The following is an 18,952-nucleotide window of genomic DNA, read 5'->3' as shown; positions in this document are numbered from 1 at the left end:
AAGCTCATCTGACTGTTAATCTAAGTTGAAATCCCTGGTGCTTTGGATTAAGCGCAAGCACCCGCTGCAAAACTATCAAAGGAGTTGGTCAAAAATATATTGCGAAACTCTAATGCGGAAAATGCGTTTAAGGCGACAATCTGGCAGCCTAGCCTGCTGATTAAAATGAGGCTCTCTGCACCGCTGAGGAAACTTCCATACCCCCCCGATGGAGTTCATGGGGCTCTTGAATGCACTTCCCATCCTCATCAATGCCACCCATGATTGCGCCATTATTTCCTTAGGGTGCAACGCTCTGGTAGACTCCAAGCCTCTTCAGATCAACGTCAACAGGTGCACAAATGACCAAGGCAGAAATGCAGATGCTCGAAAAGGTCTGGATTGCAGAGGTGGAGAACCGCCTGCCCTTTCAGACAAAGTCCAAGGTCGCTCAAAAGCTCGTTGACGAAGGCATGTTGCAACCCGACGTGACCACCATCAGCGGCATCAAGATCGAAGGGTTCGCCCTGACCCATGCTGGTCGCTTCACCTATTGCAACAGCTGTGAAGATCCCGAAATGGAACAAAGCAGCCCCCTCTGATGGCTGATCTGATCAAGTCCGTCGAGGTCGTTTACTCCAAGGCACAGGCCGAGGCACAGGGGCTTACTAACCTCAAAGCCATGAACCTGGATGCCATGGAGGATGACCCCCGCTACGCCTTCATGGCGGCCCTGGAGCGGGACATCCCTGCCAGGGCCAAACTCAATCAGCTTAAAAAAGCCTCTGATCAGCTAGCCCGTGTCGTGATCCCGCACTCAGCCTGCCGATCGGGTTGTAGCTACTGCTGCAACATCTCGGCGGTGATTTGTGAATCCGAGGCACGAGCAATTGCAAAGGCTTCCGGGCGCCAGATGAAGACCCTTCAGGGCGTGCCCAGCCCTTCCGTGCGCGAAAAGTGGCACAGAGCACCCTGCCCGTTCCTGAAAAAAGGCCGCTGCTCTGTGTATGACGAGCGCCCCATGGTGTGTCGACTGATGTTCAACATGGCTGACACGCCCGAACAGTGCAATACCGACATTCCCTCTAGCGACAGCCATGTCATCACACTGAATCTCAAACAGTTGGAGCATGGATTTGTCGCCGCCTTCGCGCATGAGGCTTGGGGTGACATCAGGGATTTCTTTCCGCCCTCCTGATCATAGCCCTCAGACTAACCGTCGAAAACATAATCCTCTCCCCCCCCAGTTTGCTACCAAGAACCGACCATGGATTTGAATAAGGGGAAACCTGACTTGGTTTGGACACAACCTGGGATACCCATTATCATAGTTTGACTGGGTTTTGGAAAATTGATCAAACACCCTAGGTTGACGGCCTGGCGCTTGGACTGCAGCCCACTGTAAAATGAAATGCATTCAGGCTCTGTCGTATTTTTGCCTTTAATTATAACCTCAGGACACCCCTGATAAAGGAACAGTACCCATGCGTCTTGGTTTGGAACAAATTACCCGTGAACAAACGGTCTGGCTGCTTCGCGATGAACAGATCGCCCCGTTCAAGGCCGTCGATGTGAAAAGCAACTGCATCGTTTTACAAGATTTTGAGCAGCCACCCCGGTATTTGCCCTATGACGGCAAGAACGGCTCACTGTATGGATCTGAAAAGGATGCGCGTGTTGCCCTGATCAACATCTTCCAGGAAGACCTCGACATCAGAGCGCGTCGCCTGGCTTCTGCCAAGGCTGCTCTTAATCAGCTCTTGCGCCAGCTCGAAGATCCAGCCCCGTAATCCAGGCTGTTGATCACCACAGGCCAGCGGGCCCTGCACGGTCTCACCTCTGCCTGGAGACGATCACCCTCCGTAGCTAGACAAGGCGGCTACGGATTGCTCCCTGAGCACGGTCTTCAGCAGGTCAAGGTCTTCACCAGAAATCTGAGTCCAATTGAGCGCCGCCTCGGTGTATCGACGCCCCACGTGAAAAATCAAGGTCTGCCCCAGTAGTGTCATGGCCCGCACTTTCACCAAGGGTTCTTCAGGTGGCAACGAGCATGCGATCGCCACCAGGGTCTGGGCGGCGCTGTCGATCTTGTCGGCAACATGCTCACGCATCAATGTAAAACCACATTCCAAGCCTTGGCCTGTCTGCGACATGGCCATGAACAGGCGCCGGGTGCCATCCTGTTCACCGCACCCCAGGAGGCGGTCGACAATGGAATCCTGCAGGTCGCAAAACAGGCAGATCGCCTGCTTCCTGGAGACCGGTTGCAGCAAGCGCGCCTCGATCATGCTCAACACTGATTCGAAATGGCTGCTCGCATCGTGCGTGATCAGTTCGGCGCAGGCCCGATACAAACCTTCCTTGTTTTCAAAGTAGTACTGCAGTGCAGGTGTATTAACGCCGGCTTTTTCCGCTATCTGGCGCGTTGTAGCAGCCTGGAAACCTTTGGTGGCAAATACGTCAATGGCGGCTTCGATGATGCGCTTACAGGTCTCGTCGCCACAGTGATAGGCCTGACGATGGGTGCGTCTGATCTTCTTGTCGGGGTGCGGCATGAACCTTTCCAGCTCAATACATGGGTAAAGCAATTGTATCAGCCGGGAAAATAATTCCAATCAGGAAATCATCAAACCTTCACCAAGGGCTGCCACGCTTGAAGCGCACTGCCAGTGGATGGCCGATGCACCCTGCCCAGGGAATGGGCAGGTATCAGGCGATTAAAGAGAAGGGGCAGCAACCGAGGTCTGTACAGAATGAGGGGCATGCTCAAGTTTCAGGGGCTCCCGCCTGGTGCCAAGATCCATTTCTTCCTTGACGATGGTTTTGGGGTCGATCGCGTACCTTTCAGCCCAGCCCTGTGGAAGATGGCGGCTTTTCAGAATCGCTGTCAGGTGATTGGTGTCCCCTTTAATATCAACGAGCATGGACAAAGCTGTCTGGTTGGCAAGGTGCCTGTCGACCAGGTAATCCTTCACTAGGATTTGCGCGCTGCGCTCGATGTGCTTGAAGGTAGGCTCGTCCTTGCGCTTGGTCAGATTCAGGATTTTTTCAGTCGAGAGGTTCATTTTCTGCATCGTCTGAATGCGATTGAGCGACTGCTGGCTCACCTCTGGCTCAGCAAAATACTTCCCAGTGAATCGGGCCTTGCACCACTGCATGAAGGTCTTTTCCTTTGCCAGCGCGCCATCAAGAATAGCTTGGTCGCGCCCTTCCATGAACTTTGCGTTGTCGTAGTGCTTTTTGGCGTCCCAACCCAGCTTCAAGCTGATGAGCCCGAACGCCACCAGGCCTGCCGCCGCCGAGGTGCCAAACCAACCCATGTGGATCTTGTCCATGCTGTAATTCATCATCTCCATGACAGGAGCCATGGTTGGAGAATTGAAAAACGAGTTCACTGTCCGCCCTTCCAATCCCATGCCGAGCGCAGCAGCAGCGCCGATAATCATGGCGTTTCCACCGACATAGCGAGCCAACTTGTCCGCAATATTGGCTTTGGTGCCTTCATCAATCGGCTTAATGAACACGCTCGACAACCAGGGTTTCATCTTCACGAAATTGTTGAAACCCGTACCCACCTTTTGCCAGAAGACATAGGAGTCGGGACGCGTGTAGTGATGGATGCCATTGAGCCCCAGGTTCGGCTCGAACTCGGCTCCAATAAGGTCTTTGGCCAACACGCCCACCACCTGGTTGGCCTGAGCCTCAACGACAGGGGCGATTTCTTTGGCTTGAGCGTCAAAACGCTCCAGAATCTGGCTTTCGAGCTTAAGCTTGGGCATGGCGGTTCCCCTTGACCCGGAGGATGAAATGATCGATTTGATACAGAAACTCCTCGGAGGCCTTGAAAAAGCGCTCTTCGACAGCAGGGTCGATCATCTCATCGATGCACCTGAGTTCTGGAATGTCATGGCATGACACCAGCAACGACATGCGCGTGCTGATCACACTCAACCGCCCAAGAATTTGCTGAAGACTCTCATCATCGAAATGGGGTGCCAGATCAATGACTTCTGCGGTAATCCTGCTGTTGGTCGTCAATATCTTTTCGACCCGCACGATTGAAACTGGGTAATTTCTCATGCCTAACCCTTCTTAGCGAGGTTTTGGGATATTGTAACAGATAGTGTGCTGCAAATTACAATTCCAGCAATGCGTCTAGTGCGGGTCGCATATGAAGGTTGGATCATCCTGCCTGCGCCTGCAGCAACTTGTAACCCATTTGCGATTTACCCTACTATTGAAGATGCAGGGTATTCTTCAATGTGCCTGTAAGCCTCAGCGATAACCAAAGAGTCGGGCCTCTTGAGCGTGGTACCATGAATGGCATTTCTGGTAGCCCATGTTCATACACCCCAGCTCAACCTCCACTGTGGGGAACCGGGTTGAGCATGAGATACTTGGCCAGTTGCCCCACACTCCATCAACAGTACATCTACGGCGGCAGACCTCGTGTTCACAATCAATCAAGGCTTCTCAATCAACCCCAGCAGCATGGCCAGCCAACAGCTGAATGATGATGCCGACGCCCTGCTAAGCAAATGCTTTGAGCTGGCGCCCATTGTCAACACACGATCCGTCGAAGCAGCCTTGCTGGCCAGCGATGATCCCGTGGGTGCAGCCGGCAGTTTCTATGGGAAGCTCAACGGTGAGCTGATGTTCGAGTTCATGCCAACCAAAATTGATCACGAGGCGAACATTTTTGAAATGTTGGTCGATCGAGGCATCAATATGGTTGATGCGTGCCTACAGAACATCAAGCTACCGCTGCTGAGCGTTTCCGAGACGCTCCATTTGATACCGGGACTAACCATGACCGCGTCAGTGAAATCTGATCGGGATGGACTGGTGAAATTGCCCGCCGCCATTGCCAGGCTGGATCAGATCTACGCGAAGGTGCTCGACCTGGCGTGCTTCGCCCCTGACCTTGACGTCCGACGCGGCCTTCCCAGGGTGTATCCAGGACAACACCTGAGCATTCCCCTCAATGATCCGAAAGCACGTGCCTTCGCCCTTGTGTTGAACACACCCAATCCACTGCCGTATATCGCCAATTCCACCTTGATGCAGGACTGCATGGCGCATTGGTTTGACGAGTTGCAAGGGGTGGAAGGAGCCTATCCCCACCTTGCCATCGAGGGCCTTCTAAATCGGTTCAATCGTGCTCACACCGACCTACTGCGGCGCATGGCGTTCTACACCGATGACCGCAATGGCAATGAACTCGGCATTGATCGCCTGCTGATCACGGTCGCCAAGCGAATCTCCCAGCTTGACCTGCGCCAGGACATACCGTCTTATCGCGCCCTGGATTTTGAACAGCTCTTGCTGCCACTGGGTGACGCTGTAGCGCTTGAAACGCATCTTGAAACGCAGGGCGCCACGCTTTTCCAGGTGGCATCTAACATCATTGCTTCCGGCAGCTTCCTGGAGTCTAGGCGCATCCTCCAGTCGTTCTTCACGTTCCCTGAGACATTCGTTCGTTTGCTGGTTGACCAGGAGATGGAACCGGATCGAGCCTTTTCGCTGTTCGCTCATGCCCTCGGTGATTACCTTGGGAAATCAAGATTCACGCCTGACTGCGCCGACCTTCAGGGGAAAATCGACTGGTACCGTGAGGTTTTCCAGGCTGCGGGGTACCCCGACCTGAAAGGCACTCACGCGCTGGATACGCTGTGCATGAACATCGAGCATGGCGAATACTTTCATGCCAGGGGGTATTTGCGCACCGAGGAGATGAACCTGGGGAGCGGTTTCTGCAGTCGTGGTTTTAACTCACCCTTCTCGGGACTGCAGGCTGAAACGATGGCGCGTCGGGAGCGAAAGGTCGCATTCGCCCTCGCCATGGGGCAGATTGAGATGCTCTTACCCAGCGCCATCCATTTGCTCGACAGATCCAAGCCCAAAGGCATTGACAAGGACTATGAGATTCCCAGCCTTATATTGAACCTTTTGAACCGTTCGCTTGTAGCTCCGAGCCAGATCATCTTCTCCAAAACAGCCTTCAAGACGGCGATGACGATGGGCTGCTCAGCCCACTTGCTATTGGATGACCCAAAGGTGGCCGATATCATGCGCGACAGTCTCGACGACATCCTCGAAGACGAGCTGGGACTTTGAACATGACACTCTCAATCCACCCTGGGGATCGCAGGGCAACGCAAAAACCCAAATATCGCGTCGTCGCTGATTATCAGATCCTGATTGATCAAGCAGTGCGCAGGGTGCTCGCAGCGCCGCCCTTCTCCATGAGTTCTGCACAGCGCAAGCCGCTGCGCGAACTGATCGATGTGGCCCTGCATCCTTCGAACCTGAGCAGGGACTCTTTCTGGAATCATCTGGCCAAGGATCTGCGCGATACCCTCGATCCGTATCTCCATGAAACGCCTGTGGAGCAAATGCGCCTTTGGGAAGGTCTCTCAAAATGCGGGCTGGAGCCGATTGCATTTTTTGAAAACACCAACCCATCGATTACGGGCAGCATGGTACCGTCCCCGAGATTGCAACTGCCTGAACATGATGAGGATAAGCACACAGCCTTTCGACACTTCAAGGATGAGATTCGACATCTTGATCAAGCCATGGAAACGTTCCTTTTCCCTGAGGAAAACGCCATTCAAGTAGGTTCAAAGACCTTCGCAAGCCATGAGGCAAGGCTCTACCACCTCATCAATGCAACGCCTGCCAACGCGACCTACTTGGCTACGTCAAAGCTCATGGCGCGATGCAGAGGCTGGTGGCTTGACGAGTTGCAGCAACCCACCGCCCCTCGGGTGTTCAATGCCAGGACTGCCTTCTATCACTCCTTGATTCAATGCCCAAGCCAACATGAGTTCGCACCAACACTAGAAGCGCTGCATAACTACTTTCTGTCGATGTCCATCGCCTTTGCCGGCATGCCTGCACAAGAGGATCCCGAAGCGTTCGACTGGGAGTGGGTCGAAATGAAAACCCACAGTATCCGAGACCTCCAGTTTGACGAAGAACAGGCAGTAACCTTGGCGGCGACAGCACTGATAGCAGGCTCTATCAAGGGGGCGGCACGAATCCTGGAAACCTTGATTGATCAGCCTGACGCTTTCGTTCAAGCATTGCGCGCTGGTGGGCAAAATAACGAGCAAGCCCAGTATTTTCTCAAAGTGTGCCTTTATAGCCATCTCAACAACAGCACAATTAGCCCCTCTGAGGTGCTTTCACTGGTCGAGAACATGCGCACGGCCTTCGTAGGCTATGGGTACCACGACATTGTGCGTACCCAGGCGCTGGATGCAGTGACCTGTCACCTGGACGCTGCTGAACAATTTGAAACCATGGGCTATTTGCGCACCGAGCCGATGGGTATGGGGGATGGCTTTTGTCGCACGCCCCATAAGGTGAAGAATAAGCTAGCTCCTGCGGGTACCCGAGAGGTTGAACCGCAACATTGCGAACGGGCGATGGCACTGGCTTTGCGGCTCCAGCAAACAGAAATGATCGAGCGTGCCGCCACCGTGTTTTTTGATTTTGAGATCGATACCGCAGAGGAATCGATGCTGTGCCACGGCGCGGCACTCCGCTTCCTGATAGACAGTGACCAATTCGACCCGACGACTATCATCACCACTCCACGCAGGGCAGAAATGGCCTTGAAGCTGGGGGTTAGCCGGGAGAAATTCCTCGCCCACCCGCAGCTTAAACATTATGCCGCCAGTGCCCTGGAGATAGATCTGGGTCTTTGAGCAAGCCGGGCAGCGCTTCGCTCGCCCGAACAGGGCGACCTCCTTGGGGTTGATTGCGCCAGGGTTCGCTCATCGACTAACCTAGAAAAAAGAATCCAGGAGCAAAACATGAAAACGCCGGCCCAACTTACCGAAATTCTCGAAGCCTTGGTTGACTCCGGGAAGGCCAAGATCAACACCGTCATGACCTCATTGTCGGACATCAATCACCAGCTCGTCTTTCCCGGCGTGAACACGGTGTACGTGGCTCCCAAGTTCGAAGTACCATTGGCTGGCGCAGAGGCTTCAGCGGCGCTGTTCATCGACCATCTGCTCAAGGACAAAGGCGCCCAAGTCCGCAGGGACTCCATCCTGCAGCAGGCAGAAACCGGCGAATCCGAGCTTTTGTTCCTCAAGGAAGTTCAAAGCACCAGCAAGGCATTTCAAAATGCCCCCGTGGGTGAGTTGGCTCAGTCGGGATCCAACGTCATCGAGGTGTACTACCACACCCGTGACCTGATCGAATTCCACCCCAATCTGTATGTCCAGGCCACCATTTCGCCAAACGATGCCATCATCAAGCAGTTGACTGACAAGGGGCTGTTCGAGCGCGCTGCGGTCGTCATTTTCCCGGAAGGGGCTGAGGCGACAAACCTGGAGGCGGCGTTTGAGTCCACGCAAAACATCGAAGATGCCTGGACAGCGCACAAGCATGTCATTGCGATCACAGAACGTCCGCGCTCCTCAATGGTGGGGGATGTAATGGTCAAGGATGGTAAACCCTTCGTGGTGGCGATGATGGGCTTCAAGCCATTGGAAAGCTTCGACCCCTTCCCAGAACCAGAGGTCAAGAAAGCGGCGGTGCGCGCCATGGACAGTGACGGCCTTCTTTACTGATCGTCCTCACCAATCGACCCCTGCACAGGGGGTCGATCTGCCTCCCTGCAGCCCCGCCTGCAAATGCCCCCACACACTCCATGACGATGAGAGCCTCAGGCTCAGCTCAGGCGCCCACAAACGCGGCACGCTTCGGTTTTAATGAAAATTGCCTCGATCCGCTCGTGTATGATTCAATTGCTTTTTAAATAATAAAAAGAATTGATCATGATCCCTCGCTTGCACAATTGGCTCACCCATCGAAAAATGGAAACTGACTTCCCGCCCACGCAGTGGCACAGGGTGGGTGCCATTGCCAGCAGCCTCACTTTTCTACCCTTTCTGCTCTGCTATGCCGCACCATTGGTCTGGCTGGCACTCGACAATCCCCTGAGATTTGTCGCAGAAAATACTGCTGTGGCATTGGGGGTAGTTGGCATTGGATCCGTGATGATCATCGATATCTGCGTTCCCTCCCACCTGAAGAAGCTTGGATTGAATCTCCTGGCACTGTGTTTCTTGAGCGCGCTCAACCTTGTCTATCCTGAGCTGGAATTGAAAATGGCCGAGCTCCTAGTTCTCCTGAATGAACATCGCGTAACGCTCACGTCCATGGCTCTACTTGCCGTGGCCTTGTGGGGCTTCTTGAGCCTCATGAAACACCCTCTACAAAACCTCATTGATCGCCTGTTCGGCCTCTGGGCCAAGGAGTGGGAAGCCCAGGGTTACATGAGCAAAGCCACCCGGTTCACCTGGTTCGACAAACGCAGCATTTCGATTCATGAAGCGGGTCATGCCGTGGTTATGGCGCTTGATCCTTTCCTGGATGACAGTGCCGAGGTCGTGTTGGCCCAAGGGCCTGACAGAGGCAGTTTCGGGTACTGCCGACACAATGGCTGGCCCCACAATGTCCTGATGCGTGAATACATGCAGATGCGTATGATCGGGATGCTGGCAGGCGTCGAGGCTGAGCGACTGATGCTGGGAGGCTATGGCTCCGGAGGTGCAGCGGATTTTAGAAATTGGCTGGCGCGGGCACCTCAGTTCATGGCCACTGACCCTGACGATGTGTATTTCACATCACCAACAGGATTGGCAGAAATCGAACTCAATCGCCTGACCCTGAACGAGGTGAGGAAAAAACACCAAGACCAGGCCCGGCGAATCCTGGAGGCAAACAAACCAATTCTCGAAGAGATCGCCGCCAAGCTGGTTGAGAAGAACCGCCTCCACGGGGCAGAGTTACGAGAAATTCTAAGCCGAGTCGTTTCGGTCGAGGGCGTACCAGACTTTTCCCGGTATCTCGAATGGCAGAGGGCGCACCAAAAGGCATAGGGCTCGGGGAGCCGCCTTGGTTGCGTCGGCACCTGTCCTTCCGGCATCATGGAATTGATAACTAACCTCTATATTGCCGTTCGTGGACATCCTCGCATGAAGCCTGACTGCTCACCACCCCCTGCCGCGTCGGCTGCCCGCGTTCCAATGCCACCGCACCTGGAACTGCACAGACAATCCCGGTGCATCCTGGATCTGATCGGGAGCGGCCTCAATAGCGGTAACGCTGCCCTGATTCATGACGCTGGCAAGCTGCTGGAGGCCTTCAGCACCTACGGCAGCCAGCAACGCCTATATGCCCTGATGGCGGCAGAGCTGGTTAAAATCAACGATACGATCCCCTACGGACGTACCCTGGAATCCATTCAAAAAGGACTCACCTCCAGTGAAAGCCTGTGCGCCCTTTTTGAATACGTTGCACCACCCCTCAATGTAATTATCAAGGCTATTGATAGCGCCCCGGATGCGGTGCCAATGGCGTTCGAAGCCTTTATTAGAACCGGGCTGGTCGAAGATCACGCAATCGATGACTTGATTCAGGAGGTCTACCCCTTGCCTGACTCCAGAGCGCTGGCGGTGCTCATGAAGCACAAACTTGATCGCTACTGCAGGGGTGACGAAGAAAATTTCAATGTGCCCAGATTAGTTTCCGACTACCTCTCTGATACCGGTTTACCCGCAACCCTGCGAGGCGCAGGAGCGATCGGTGAGTTCCTGAGGCAAGAGCTGCCAACACTGGTCGAGTGCGTTGAGCAAGAAGAAGCATTGGCTAGCGGCAATTTAGCTCATCTGTTTTCCCTGAGCAGTTTTGAGATGCTTGCTGCCAGCGGCTTTACGGCAGAAGTTGCAAGAATGGCAGTTTTCTACCTGAACTATGAAATGAGCGAGGGTCGAAGCAGAAGTCGGTTGGCCAAGCTTGTTCCTGCTGACATTGTGGCGGAGCGAACCCTTGAGATTCTGGGCACCTTGAAGCGCGTCAGCACGGGTCATCTGAATTTTTGCCTCGAAAGCCCGCTTATCTCCACCGCGCAATTTTGCGCGCTCCTGAACGTGGGGGATTCGCGCCTGGAGGCCAACGGAATGATGACAGCACTGGGAAGCGCCCTGTCGGTCTATGACGAAATGGATGACGTTTGTCGAGGGCAGCTCCTCGAAAAAAGCAGTTTGACTATACAACGCTTTGTGGAGCTGATTGGGAGCTACTCCCAGGGCATCTCAACTGAACTTGCTCGTGGATTGAATAGGGTGTATCGCCAATACAGCCATCTCGATGCCACAGGACAGTCCATGCTTGATCAGCAAACCCTCTGGGCGATCAACCATTGCATGCTGACCATGGACAGTAATCCCCAGCTCAAAGGAAAACTGCAACACGAAATCATCACCCTGCCGTATCTGCCTAAAACCGTGTGGTCGTCCGTAGAATGGATGCAAACGCAAAAACTTGAGCTCGACCTTGGCCTCTGATGCCTGCGCCCCACACGTTACAGGTGAGGCAACCCTAACCGTCCATTTGTCCAGTCCCCGGATATCGAACCGATGAACCCAGAAAGCCCGGCACCTGCCAATCAATGGCTCCAGATGAGCAGCATGCTCGAACCTTTGGATCAGCTGGGTGTGCTGTCCAACCGCATTCAAGTCTTGTTCGAACGCGGCCTGATAACCAACGATGTGTCGCTGATTCATGACGCCGGCAACATGCTGGCGACATTTACAGCATTCGGAACCCAGCACGGTTTGTTTGCAAAAATGACCGATCACCTGGTCGAAATCAGTAAAACCCTGCCCTTTGAGCGAACGTTGATAAACATCCAGCTGGGTAGCGTGTCCAGCGATGTATTTGAGGCGCTGTTTCATTACGTGTCGCCACGCATGAGTCAGCTCGGGGAGCTGATTGAGCGTGCTCATGACACGGTTCCCTCTGCCTTGCACGCCATGCTTCGTAACGGCCTGGTGCGTCAGCGGGAAGTTGATGAGCTGGCAACGCGCCTACACCTCATCCCGGACAATCTGGCGTTCACAATGCTGCTGGAGTTCAAGCTGCTGGGCCTTCGCTCGGGCGCCTCGGACTATTTCAATGTACCCTACCTGGTTTCCGATTATTTTTCGGAGGTTGGCTTACCGGGGAGTCTGCTCGATGCGGGTGCTTTGGGTCAATTTCTGATCCGCGAGCTTCCGGCCCTGAAGGATCAAGCCGTGCGCGCAGAAAAGGCCAGGAACTCCGGCCAGGCCAACCTGTTCTCCTTTGAGGCGCTGGAGCTTTTTGCGCGCAGTGGGTTCGAGCAGGAGGCCTCCACCATGGCCGCCTTTTACCTGGCATTCGATTCGAACGACGATCGTCATATGAGTCGCCTGGCACAACTGGGTCATGGCGAAGTCATGCTGCAAAAACTAGTGACGGCGCTTGGTACCCAGCAGCCAATGGCCACGGCGCAGGTGAATTTCGCCCTTGAAAGCCCGCTTGTCTCGGAGGCCCAATTTTGCACCCTCTTGTGCATCGACAGCTCGCGCTTGACCCCCAGCGCAATCATGGAAGGGCTCGGCCATGCCTTCTCGGTGTATGGCGATATGGAAGAGGCGCAACAAAAGCAGCTGCTTGGCAAAGTTGGGTTTGCCTTCGACCGCTTCGTCGAGCTTCTGGATGTGATGTCGAGACCGTGGCGAAACGCACTGGTCGAGGGCTTGATCAACGTCTTTTACAGTTATGAGAGCCTCGACTCGGCAGGAAAGGCAATTGTAGAGGAAAGATCCATTTGGGCGATGAGTCACTGCCTCAAGCGCCTGGACAACCACCCCAATGAGCTGTTCACCCTGCAACGCCAGATCCTGGATATTGATCACCTGCCCAGAACGCTCTGGGAGTCCGTCGAATGGATGCACACCCACAGCCTGGAGGCTGATCTTGGATTGTGAGCATGCACCCCTCTGCGCCACCTGAGGGCAACGACACCCTCACTGTCTACGTTTGGCCAGCCACTGAGGATATTCCGCCAAGACCCTGCCAAAAAACTCACTGTCACTGATCTGCTCCAGATCCCTGGCCTTGAAGAACCCGGCGTTATCAACCGGGCGATTCGGTAGGTCGTCGAGCTTCTTCAGGAAGGCGAAGGACTCGTGACCAATCCCGGCGAAAGCCCAAAAATAGGGTTGCCTGCACACCTGGGTAATCCAGGCCTGGGTGAGCTGCTTGTCCGTGGCGTCGCCATCGGTGATGAAAATCACCAGTACCGGGATTTTGGTGCCAAAAAATGCATGGTGAATCGCCTCAATGGCGGGTGCATAACAGTGGACTGATTGATTTTATGGGTGCCGATGATCTCCCGTTGCACGTAACCGCCAATTGTTGCCCAAGTCAGGGGTTGCAGCTTCACCTCATCATTGCCAAAGAGGTAGAGATCGAACGCGCTGTCAGTATCCATCGCCATGGCAAACCCCATGAGGCGCTCAAGCAGACGCTGAATCTTCCCGTCCCTATGGGGGTACATGGATTTTGATGCGGCAAGGGCCATCACTACCCGAGCACTTTTAGGGCCACACCTTGGGATATCAACAGGCTCGCTGCCTGGTTTTCGACAGGTCGATTCGCTTGGCTAAGGTAATCATATTCATCTCAGGTTTCATGAAGATCTCTCTCATTTTAACGTTGGCAACCAAATACCGGTAAAGCGGCACAAGCCTGTTAAGCAGGAATTGCTCATTCGATCCTTTAACTATAAATTGCAAGCTTCCCGTGACTTTCAATTTAAGGTAGATTGGGTCATCGTTACTGGAGGTTTGCTATGTCCCCTGTAAATCGTCTTGAGGGCCTGAAGATCGTCAGCTCCAACAAGACAAAAATCAACGAGTACCGAAGGCTCAGCGGCAACACGATTGAAGTTCAGCCAGGCACCGATTTACCTGAAATCCTCGGCACCCCGGATCAGATCGCGCTCTACAAGGCGCTTGAAGCAGGCGAAGGCCTGATCGTAGAGGATTCAATCCTGGTGGTGGATGGCGAGCCGCTGATCGACATCAAGTGGCGTCTGGAAGAGCTGACGCAGCGCGCTCAACATGAGCCCTGCAAGCTTGTCTGGGAGGTCAGGCTGGCCTATCTGCGCGATGGCCTGGTCAAGGTATTCCTAGGCACCCTGGAGGGCCGTCTGCGCCCCTGGGATGTTGCCGGCAGCGGCTATGACCCCATCTTCAACGTGCTTGGGGTGGGACAGAGCTTGGCCAGGCTGGAAATCAGAGGGCTCAAGGATCAGTACTCTGCCCGCGCCCGCGCTTTCAAGGCACTGCTTGCTGATCAACACCACATTTCAATCGACCAGAGCGCACTGCCAGCTTGGACAGGCGCCTATCAGAACACGTGAGGCCATGGATCAAGACGGTTGCAACCCGCCAACCTACTGCTTGATCCACGTTGTCGATGAAGATTCCATCAAGGTGCTGAAGCTCTAGAACTCAGAATCCCATGAGCTTCATGTCTACCTGCTGGCCTCAAGAAAAAATTGGGGCGACGCGAAGACAGCAACAACTCACGGCCAGCAGCTGGCCCAACAGCATGGCCTCACGTTCAAGCATGACAGGGACATCGACGAGGAATCCTACCAGGAGTCGATGCTACTGGACTGAAAACTTCAATTTTTCCATAACCTGTACTCCGAACAGGCACTGGCAACCACTGGTGCTGACGGTGATATGGAATTTCCTCGGAGAGAATGCTTACAATAAAGCACTAGACCTTTAGCAGATCCCGAGGAAACTTCGATGGGCACAAAGAGCCAGTCCCGCACCAGCAGGATAGAATGTACTGATGGTGTGATCATGCATGTGTCCATTTCCGAAGGGCGTTCTCAGACCGCCGATGCCTCGATCGTGATTCTCTCCATCAACGCGGATGGCCTTGAGCTGGAGACCTGGATTGCCAAACACAGCTGTACCGACGCACGAATAGCGAAAATCCTCTACGCTGCCAAGCACTCTCCGGAGTTCCGCGAATCGCTGAAGGTTAAGGACACTGCATATCCGGTGTCTGATGCACTTCAGGTGCTGCTTGAGCAGCTGGACAGGCCCTGTTTCGTCGAAATCAGCGGCAACCTGGATCAGGTGCCCGTGCATGAGGAGCGTTGCACGATTCTCAATTTCCCCGATGGCTTGCCCGCCAATCTGGAAAAAGCTGCCAAGAAGGCCGATTGGTTGTCGGTACGCCACGGGGGCGGGCAACATCGCCTCAGGGTCTACGCGGAGTACGGGCATGCGCATACCTACAATCAACGCCTGATCGACTTCCTGGAGTGCCACCTAACCAACACCCTGACGAAGTCCCACTACCGCTACCTGGGCTGTGCAAGTGCCTCAACCGTCATTCAGACCCCGGCGATCAAGCGTGTGCCCGTGGCCATTTCGGCAACGGAATTGGAAAAGCAGATTGCTTGGATCCTCCATATGCCCCTCGCCAATGCCGAGGATGCCCTGTGCCGGCTCAAGGTGGGTCGGGACGCCTGGTCAACAATGAAGGAACCTGAACTTCGATCTCATGTGAGTGATCCCGAGAGCTTGAACCTGATCGAGCGGACATTCAAAGACATCAAAGACCGGCAGTCTGCCTACCGCTGGCATTTGAGAGGGCTTCCGGCAGCCTACGCCATTCACAAGATTCACTTGGAGGCCCAGCGCGCCCTGGAATATGCGAGGATGTCACGGTAGATTTCGTCGCCCCCTAATCGATGTGACTAGGTGAGCGAACAAGGCTTACGGTTCAACGCCCAGCTCACCAACGCGACAGCGCCCCCGACAAGCACCGCCTGGAGTGGAGTTCCACCAATCAAACTGATGCCCGCCAGCGCTATGAAGCCGCTGAGCATGGCCGTGCTCTCATTATGAAGCTGATGATGCAGGGCTTGTAACTCCGCTTCATCCAAGACGCTCAGGGGAGCCTGGAACCGCAGGTTCATCAGGTACTGGTAGCGGTTGCGGCGACTGTGCCAATGGGTGTGGCTGGGTACGTCATTGTAATTTTTGTTCACAATGTGAGCCTCGTGATGAGATAAGCCTAGAAGAAGCATACCCTGAGAAACCAATATACGCAAAAAGAGAATTGGCTGGTTTATGCCGAACGCTCATGCGGTATGATGGCCTTAGAAATTACCGAGGGATTCCACATGAGCACACCCAATGCAGACACACTGCAACAGATCTCTGACTTTCTGTATGGCGGTGGTACCAGGAGCATGACAGGGTGTACGCCCGATCGTGTCCAAGAAATGGTCGTGCTGGCTAACCAGCGATTTCCACACAAATCTGTGTGCGTGGTATCGGACTGGATCTATGCCGAGCTTGAGATCTCTGAAGCAGACCGTGCGGCCTGTTTAGCCGCAGGCATCGAGCCGGTTATGATCTATTCGAGCAAGGTGGTCAGTGATCAGCGACGCCCGTATTTTGTTGGCGGCTGGGTGCGCAGCACGCCCATGGTCAGCTTTACCGAAGGCTGCCTGTTTGAAAGCCGCAACACCATCTACCTGCTGCAAGGGCCTGGTATTGCCAAGTCGGTACGTACCGACATCATCATGTCCATTCAGTAAGCAGGCTTCATATACACGCGATGCGGTTGAGAGCATCTAGCTTCAGTGCGGATGTCCGGGACGAAGCTCTCGAAAACAGCTTAGCACCCACACCACCCACTGGCGAGCGGAGGTGTGAAAGTCAGTGCCAATGTTGCTCAATTACAGCCTTCTCTCGCCTCCTAACCCAATGGAATTGCAGGCATGACTACAACAGGCCATCACTTCCCAGAACGCTTCGATGAGGCTCTGGAGGCACATTTTCTACCGGATCTGGGTGAGATTCTTACCTGCGAATTTGATACTGCCCTCGATTACATCGTCAAGGCAAACAAGCCTGTTGAGCTCGCAATTGCATTCCTTGGGAGCCCAAGCCTGATCTTGGCAAAGGCCGTGTTGCACCTGCTGAAGAGATTGCCGGAGTCACCCTCGATCGTGCTGTTGAACCAGGCCGTCTATTCAGCGTTTCACGCCTATTTCCCAGAAACTCCTCACGCCTTTGAACGCAAATTTGGGGAGCAGCTTCATCATCATGTGCGATCATTCCGGGAGCAGAATCCCGACAAACCGACACTTGAATTTTTCACTGCGACGCTGTACGGCAATCTATTCAGGCTTGCCCCTGATAGCCGCACATGGATTGCAGACAATTTCCTCTCATTTTCCCCTCTAGACCCGAGCGCTTGTGCTCAGGGCATGTCCAGTATTGAAGCGATGAGCAGCATACTTAATGCCGTAGGGCTGGATAACCTGGTTATCCGGGAGCGCGCTCGCCAGGTGCTCGACGCCCAGATTGCCAACGCCGTGGTCAATCCGCAGTTCGTTTACCTGCTGGTCAACCAACCTGAGTTCGACACGTTGTATCTGGCCAAGCTAGCCCGCTATCTACGCGAGGAAAACCCATACTCGCAGCTGGCCCTGCAGGATAATGAAGAAACCTTGAGCAAGCTGGCGAGGGTCTTTGTCTCGGACGCCCCCTTGGAGCAGGTTGAAGAAATCCGTGCCGCCTTGATGGCACTTTGCGGTGACGTATACCCCCTCAGGCCTGATCAGAAAGGTGCGAATCTGCTCATGGATTTCGCTACCGCAAGTCCAATGGCCAGCAAGGCTGTACTGACAACGCTGTACCGCCGCCAGATCCTTACACCGGCAGAGATTGGCCCGCGACTGAAGACCGTCAAAGACCTGAATTTTGCATCCATGCACAGCCGAATCCCTGTCCACGACCTACTAAACCATGCTCCTGAGTCACTCCAGGCGTTACACCTTGAGCATGAGATCGGTCTCTAAGGGGAATACGCTGCTCAAGGATTTGCCTGGGCCGTAGCGCTCGGGTGCCTGGCGTGAGCGCCTACGCCCTTGCCACGCGTTGATGCGGCACAGTCTGATGCACAAAGCCGAATTGCCGCTATCCATTAGCGAGGAGCAAGTGTCCTTCCCTGTCGGGTCGGGGCCAAGCTCAGGTCATGCCTCGGATACTGAGGTTTTTTTACAATTTTCCCTCAAGTCGATCACCCGCTGGCCGATAGCCTTGGTTTTGCTCAATTTTGGCATTACAGGTCATGGGCACCCACAATGAAGAAAGCAGGTGCAGGAAACGACATCTTCTTGGCGCTTTGCCCGAAAAGCGGTCACTTCTCGGTTGCAACCAGATCTTCAAGGTAGCGTGTAGCCCAAGCCTGTGCAGGAAAGCTTAAGACCTGTGTAGGCATCGGGCCTCGCTAAACAAGACGACATGCAGGAGGGGGGTGTATTAACGGGTTTAACAAGCGGACGCATCGCCCACTAAGTCATTCTTTCTTCGAGCCAATGTAAATTCCATACCTGGCGGCAAGAAGCTCATTGGTTACAATCTTATACTTTTCAAAAAAATTGAAGCCTTTCCCGGAGCCGTCGATAATTTGCGCACCTATCTTCGCCCCTAATGCGGTGAAATCGGTATGAACGGAACTAATTGAGCCTCGATTTGTGTACAGATAGTTATAGCCACCGATCATTATCTTATTTTGCCGCATCCCCAGCACGAGGTAAGTTTTAAAATCCTGGAGAGACCAAATTTGCTTATTTCCAGTAATTAAAACTGCATCGACACTTTGGTACAAATCACGCATCACTTGGGCCACCACCTGATTGTCCTGAATCTCAATCATCTTGATCTCCATCCTATGGGGAGTGGCCATAATCTTTTTTATTTCAGGAAGCTCGATATCATTTTTATTGTAAAGAATGCCAAGTGTTCGAATGCTCGGCATATTCAAATCAGCATGTTTGACTTGTAGCGCGACTGGTTGATCCATGTAGTACCCCCAAGTGTCAGGGCTGTACATGTTTTTCATGAGGCTGACCATGTACCGTGACGATATGACAACCAATTTCTTATTCGGACACTGGCTTGCAATCTTGCTCCCAGCGTCTGATCCCCACACAACCAACTCCGAATCGCGGACGCACAACGACTTGTCCAGGACTGAAGTCACATTCACTTCAAGACCAGGATTTGACGCCAAACCATCCCGGATTAGCGCT

General features: G+C 53.9%; 20 protein-coding genes. 13 read left to right on the top strand and 7 right to left on the bottom strand.

The window, feature by feature from the left end; all coding sequences use genetic code 11:
• Positions 1–341 precede the first annotated feature (341 nt).
• From ACLCGK_RS07805 to ACLCGK_RS07795, 3 genes are all read left to right on the top strand, one after another.
• Entirely contained in the window at positions 342–581 is a 240-nt protein-coding gene (locus tag ACLCGK_RS07805; protein WP_056798324.1) for a hypothetical protein, read from the top strand.
• Positions 581–1,177, top strand: coding sequence for a YkgJ family cysteine cluster protein (locus ACLCGK_RS07800; protein WP_410951735.1), 597 nt, complete (start codon positions 581–583; stop codon positions 1,175–1,177). Before ACLCGK_RS07805 ends, ACLCGK_RS07800 begins: the two co-directional genes overlap by 1 nt.
• Before the next feature lie 286 nt (positions 1,178–1,463).
• Positions 1,464–1,769, top strand: a complete 306-nt coding sequence (locus tag ACLCGK_RS07795; protein WP_056798319.1) for a hypothetical protein — start codon at positions 1,464–1,466, stop codon at positions 1,767–1,769.
• Between the two features lie 63 nt (positions 1,770–1,832).
• Here ACLCGK_RS07795 and ACLCGK_RS07790 read toward each other — a convergent pair whose 3' ends face one another.
• The 3 genes from ACLCGK_RS07790 to ACLCGK_RS07780 form a co-directional block, all read right to left on the bottom strand.
• Positions 1,833–2,534, bottom strand: a complete 702-nt coding sequence (locus ACLCGK_RS07790; RefSeq protein WP_410951734.1) for a CerR family C-terminal domain-containing protein — start codon at positions 2,532–2,534, stop codon at positions 1,833–1,835.
• Positions 2,535–2,696: 162 nt separating this feature from the next.
• Positions 2,697–3,758 (bottom strand): hypothetical protein, encoded by a 1,062-nt coding sequence (locus ACLCGK_RS07785; protein WP_410951733.1) that lies wholly within the window; start codon positions 3,756–3,758, stop codon positions 2,697–2,699.
• Entirely contained in the window at positions 3,745–4,059 is a 315-nt protein-coding gene (locus ACLCGK_RS07780) for a hypothetical protein (protein ID WP_410951732.1), read from the bottom strand. The genes ACLCGK_RS07785 and ACLCGK_RS07780 overlap by 14 nt, the downstream gene beginning before the upstream one ends.
• Before the next feature lie 369 nt (positions 4,060–4,428).
• Between ACLCGK_RS07780 and ACLCGK_RS07775 the strand changes: the two genes are divergently transcribed.
• From ACLCGK_RS07775 to ACLCGK_RS07750, 6 genes are all read left to right on the top strand, one after another.
• Positions 4,429–6,096, top strand: coding sequence for a hypothetical protein (locus tag ACLCGK_RS07775; protein ID WP_410951731.1), 1,668 nt, complete (start codon positions 4,429–4,431; stop codon positions 6,094–6,096).
• A gap of 2 nt (positions 6,097–6,098) precedes the next feature.
• Positions 6,099–7,694 (top strand): hypothetical protein, encoded by a 1,596-nt coding sequence (locus ACLCGK_RS07770; RefSeq protein ID WP_410951730.1) that lies wholly within the window; start codon positions 6,099–6,101, stop codon positions 7,692–7,694.
• A 108-nt stretch (positions 7,695–7,802) separates the two neighbouring features.
• On the top strand, positions 7,803–8,570 hold the full coding sequence (locus ACLCGK_RS07765; protein WP_056798303.1) for a hypothetical protein: 768 nt from the start codon (positions 7,803–7,805) through the stop codon (positions 8,568–8,570).
• A gap of 207 nt (positions 8,571–8,777) precedes the next feature.
• Entirely contained in the window at positions 8,778–9,884 is a 1,107-nt protein-coding gene (locus tag ACLCGK_RS07760) for a hypothetical protein (protein WP_410951729.1), read from the top strand.
• A 96-nt stretch (positions 9,885–9,980) separates the two neighbouring features.
• Entirely contained in the window at positions 9,981–11,351 is a 1,371-nt protein-coding gene (locus ACLCGK_RS07755; protein ID WP_410951728.1) for a hypothetical protein, read from the top strand.
• A gap of 72 nt (positions 11,352–11,423) precedes the next feature.
• On the top strand, positions 11,424–12,797 hold the full coding sequence (locus ACLCGK_RS07750) for a hypothetical protein (RefSeq protein ID WP_410951727.1): 1,374 nt from the start codon (positions 11,424–11,426) through the stop codon (positions 12,795–12,797).
• Positions 12,798–12,836: 39 nt separating this feature from the next.
• Here the strand turns inward: ACLCGK_RS07750 and ACLCGK_RS07745 are convergent, their stop codons facing one another.
• Positions 12,837–13,106, bottom strand: coding sequence for a VWA domain-containing protein (locus tag ACLCGK_RS07745; protein ID WP_410951726.1), 270 nt, complete (start codon positions 13,104–13,106; stop codon positions 12,837–12,839).
• Positions 13,103–13,393 carry a VWA domain-containing protein gene (locus tag ACLCGK_RS07740; protein WP_410951725.1) on the bottom strand — a complete coding sequence of 97 codons (291 nt, stop codon included), beginning with the start codon at positions 13,391–13,393 and terminating at the stop codon, positions 13,103–13,105. Before ACLCGK_RS07740 ends, ACLCGK_RS07745 begins: the two co-directional genes overlap by 4 nt.
• Before the next feature lie 270 nt (positions 13,394–13,663).
• Here ACLCGK_RS07740 and ACLCGK_RS07735 point away from each other — a divergent pair, with 270 nt between their 5' ends.
• Together ACLCGK_RS07735 and ACLCGK_RS07730 are read left to right on the top strand one after the other, a co-directional pair.
• Entirely contained in the window at positions 13,664–14,236 is a 573-nt protein-coding gene (locus tag ACLCGK_RS07735) for a non-canonical purine NTP pyrophosphatase (RefSeq protein ID WP_410951724.1), read from the top strand.
• A 454-nt stretch (positions 14,237–14,690) separates the two neighbouring features.
• A complete protein-coding gene (locus tag ACLCGK_RS07730; protein WP_410951723.1) occupies positions 14,691–15,572 on the top strand; it encodes a hypothetical protein in 882 nt (293 codons plus the stop codon).
• 26 nt (positions 15,573–15,598) lie between these two features.
• Here the strand turns inward: ACLCGK_RS07730 and ACLCGK_RS07725 are convergent, their stop codons facing one another.
• Positions 15,599–15,892 carry a hypothetical protein gene (locus ACLCGK_RS07725; protein ID WP_410951722.1) on the bottom strand — a complete coding sequence of 98 codons (294 nt, stop codon included), beginning with the start codon at positions 15,890–15,892 and terminating at the stop codon, positions 15,599–15,601.
• Between the two features lie 135 nt (positions 15,893–16,027).
• Here ACLCGK_RS07725 and ACLCGK_RS07720 point away from each other — a divergent pair, with 135 nt between their 5' ends.
• Positions 16,028–16,447, top strand: coding sequence for a DUF6957 family protein (locus tag ACLCGK_RS07720; RefSeq protein WP_410951721.1), 420 nt, complete (start codon positions 16,028–16,030; stop codon positions 16,445–16,447).
• A 183-nt stretch (positions 16,448–16,630) separates the two neighbouring features.
• Complete coding sequence (locus tag ACLCGK_RS07715) at positions 16,631–17,716, top strand: hypothetical protein (RefSeq protein ID WP_410951720.1); 1,086 nt, start codon at positions 16,631–16,633, stop codon at positions 17,714–17,716.
• Positions 17,717–18,216: 500 nt separating this feature from the next.
• Here the strand turns inward: ACLCGK_RS07715 and ACLCGK_RS07710 are convergent, their stop codons facing one another.
• On the bottom strand, positions 18,217–18,762 hold the full coding sequence (locus tag ACLCGK_RS07710; protein WP_162241122.1) for a hypothetical protein: 546 nt from the start codon (positions 18,760–18,762) through the stop codon (positions 18,217–18,219).
• Between the last annotated feature and the right edge of the window lie 190 nt (positions 18,763–18,952).

It is taken from the genome of Pseudomonas sp. S1(2024) (assembly GCF_046557535.1).
The sequence above is the reverse complement of the archived record's forward strand: the minus strand, read 5'-3'. Positions and strand labels throughout refer to the sequence as shown.

Coding starts and splice junctions, on each gene's coding strand:
- ACLCGK_RS07805 (WP_056798324.1), top strand. CDS start 342: ATGACCAAGGCAGAAATGCAGATGCTCGAAAAGGTCTGGATTGCAGAG.
- ACLCGK_RS07800 (WP_410951735.1), top strand. CDS start 581: ATGGCTGATCTGATCAAGTCCGTCGAGGTCGTTTACTCCAAGGCACAG.
- ACLCGK_RS07795 (WP_056798319.1), top strand. CDS start 1,464: ATGCGTCTTGGTTTGGAACAAATTACCCGTGAACAAACGGTCTGGCTG.
- ACLCGK_RS07790 (WP_410951734.1), bottom strand. CDS start 2,534: ATGCCGCACCCCGACAAGAAGATCAGACGCACCCATCGTCAGGCCTAT.
- ACLCGK_RS07785 (WP_410951733.1), bottom strand. CDS start 3,758: ATGCCCAAGCTTAAGCTCGAAAGCCAGATTCTGGAGCGTTTTGACGCT.
- ACLCGK_RS07780 (WP_410951732.1), bottom strand. CDS start 4,059: ATGAGAAATTACCCAGTTTCAATCGTGCGGGTCGAAAAGATATTGACG.
- ACLCGK_RS07770 (WP_410951730.1), top strand. CDS start 6,099: ATGACACTCTCAATCCACCCTGGGGATCGCAGGGCAACGCAAAAACCC.
- ACLCGK_RS07765 (WP_056798303.1), top strand. CDS start 7,803: ATGAAAACGCCGGCCCAACTTACCGAAATTCTCGAAGCCTTGGTTGAC.
- ACLCGK_RS07760 (WP_410951729.1), top strand. CDS start 8,778: ATGATCCCTCGCTTGCACAATTGGCTCACCCATCGAAAAATGGAAACT.
- ACLCGK_RS07755 (WP_410951728.1), top strand. CDS start 9,981: ATGAAGCCTGACTGCTCACCACCCCCTGCCGCGTCGGCTGCCCGCGTT.
- ACLCGK_RS07750 (WP_410951727.1), top strand. CDS start 11,424: ATGAACCCAGAAAGCCCGGCACCTGCCAATCAATGGCTCCAGATGAGC.
- ACLCGK_RS07740 (WP_410951725.1), bottom strand. CDS start 13,393: ATGGCCCTTGCCGCATCAAAATCCATGTACCCCCATAGGGACGGGAAG.
- ACLCGK_RS07735 (WP_410951724.1), top strand. CDS start 13,664: ATGTCCCCTGTAAATCGTCTTGAGGGCCTGAAGATCGTCAGCTCCAAC.
- ACLCGK_RS07730 (WP_410951723.1), top strand. CDS start 14,691: ATGCATGTGTCCATTTCCGAAGGGCGTTCTCAGACCGCCGATGCCTCG.
- ACLCGK_RS07720 (WP_410951721.1), top strand. CDS start 16,028: ATGAGCACACCCAATGCAGACACACTGCAACAGATCTCTGACTTTCTG.
- ACLCGK_RS07715 (WP_410951720.1), top strand. CDS start 16,631: ATGACTACAACAGGCCATCACTTCCCAGAACGCTTCGATGAGGCTCTG.
- ACLCGK_RS07710 (WP_162241122.1), bottom strand. CDS start 18,762: ATGAAAAACATGTACAGCCCTGACACTTGGGGGTACTACATGGATCAA.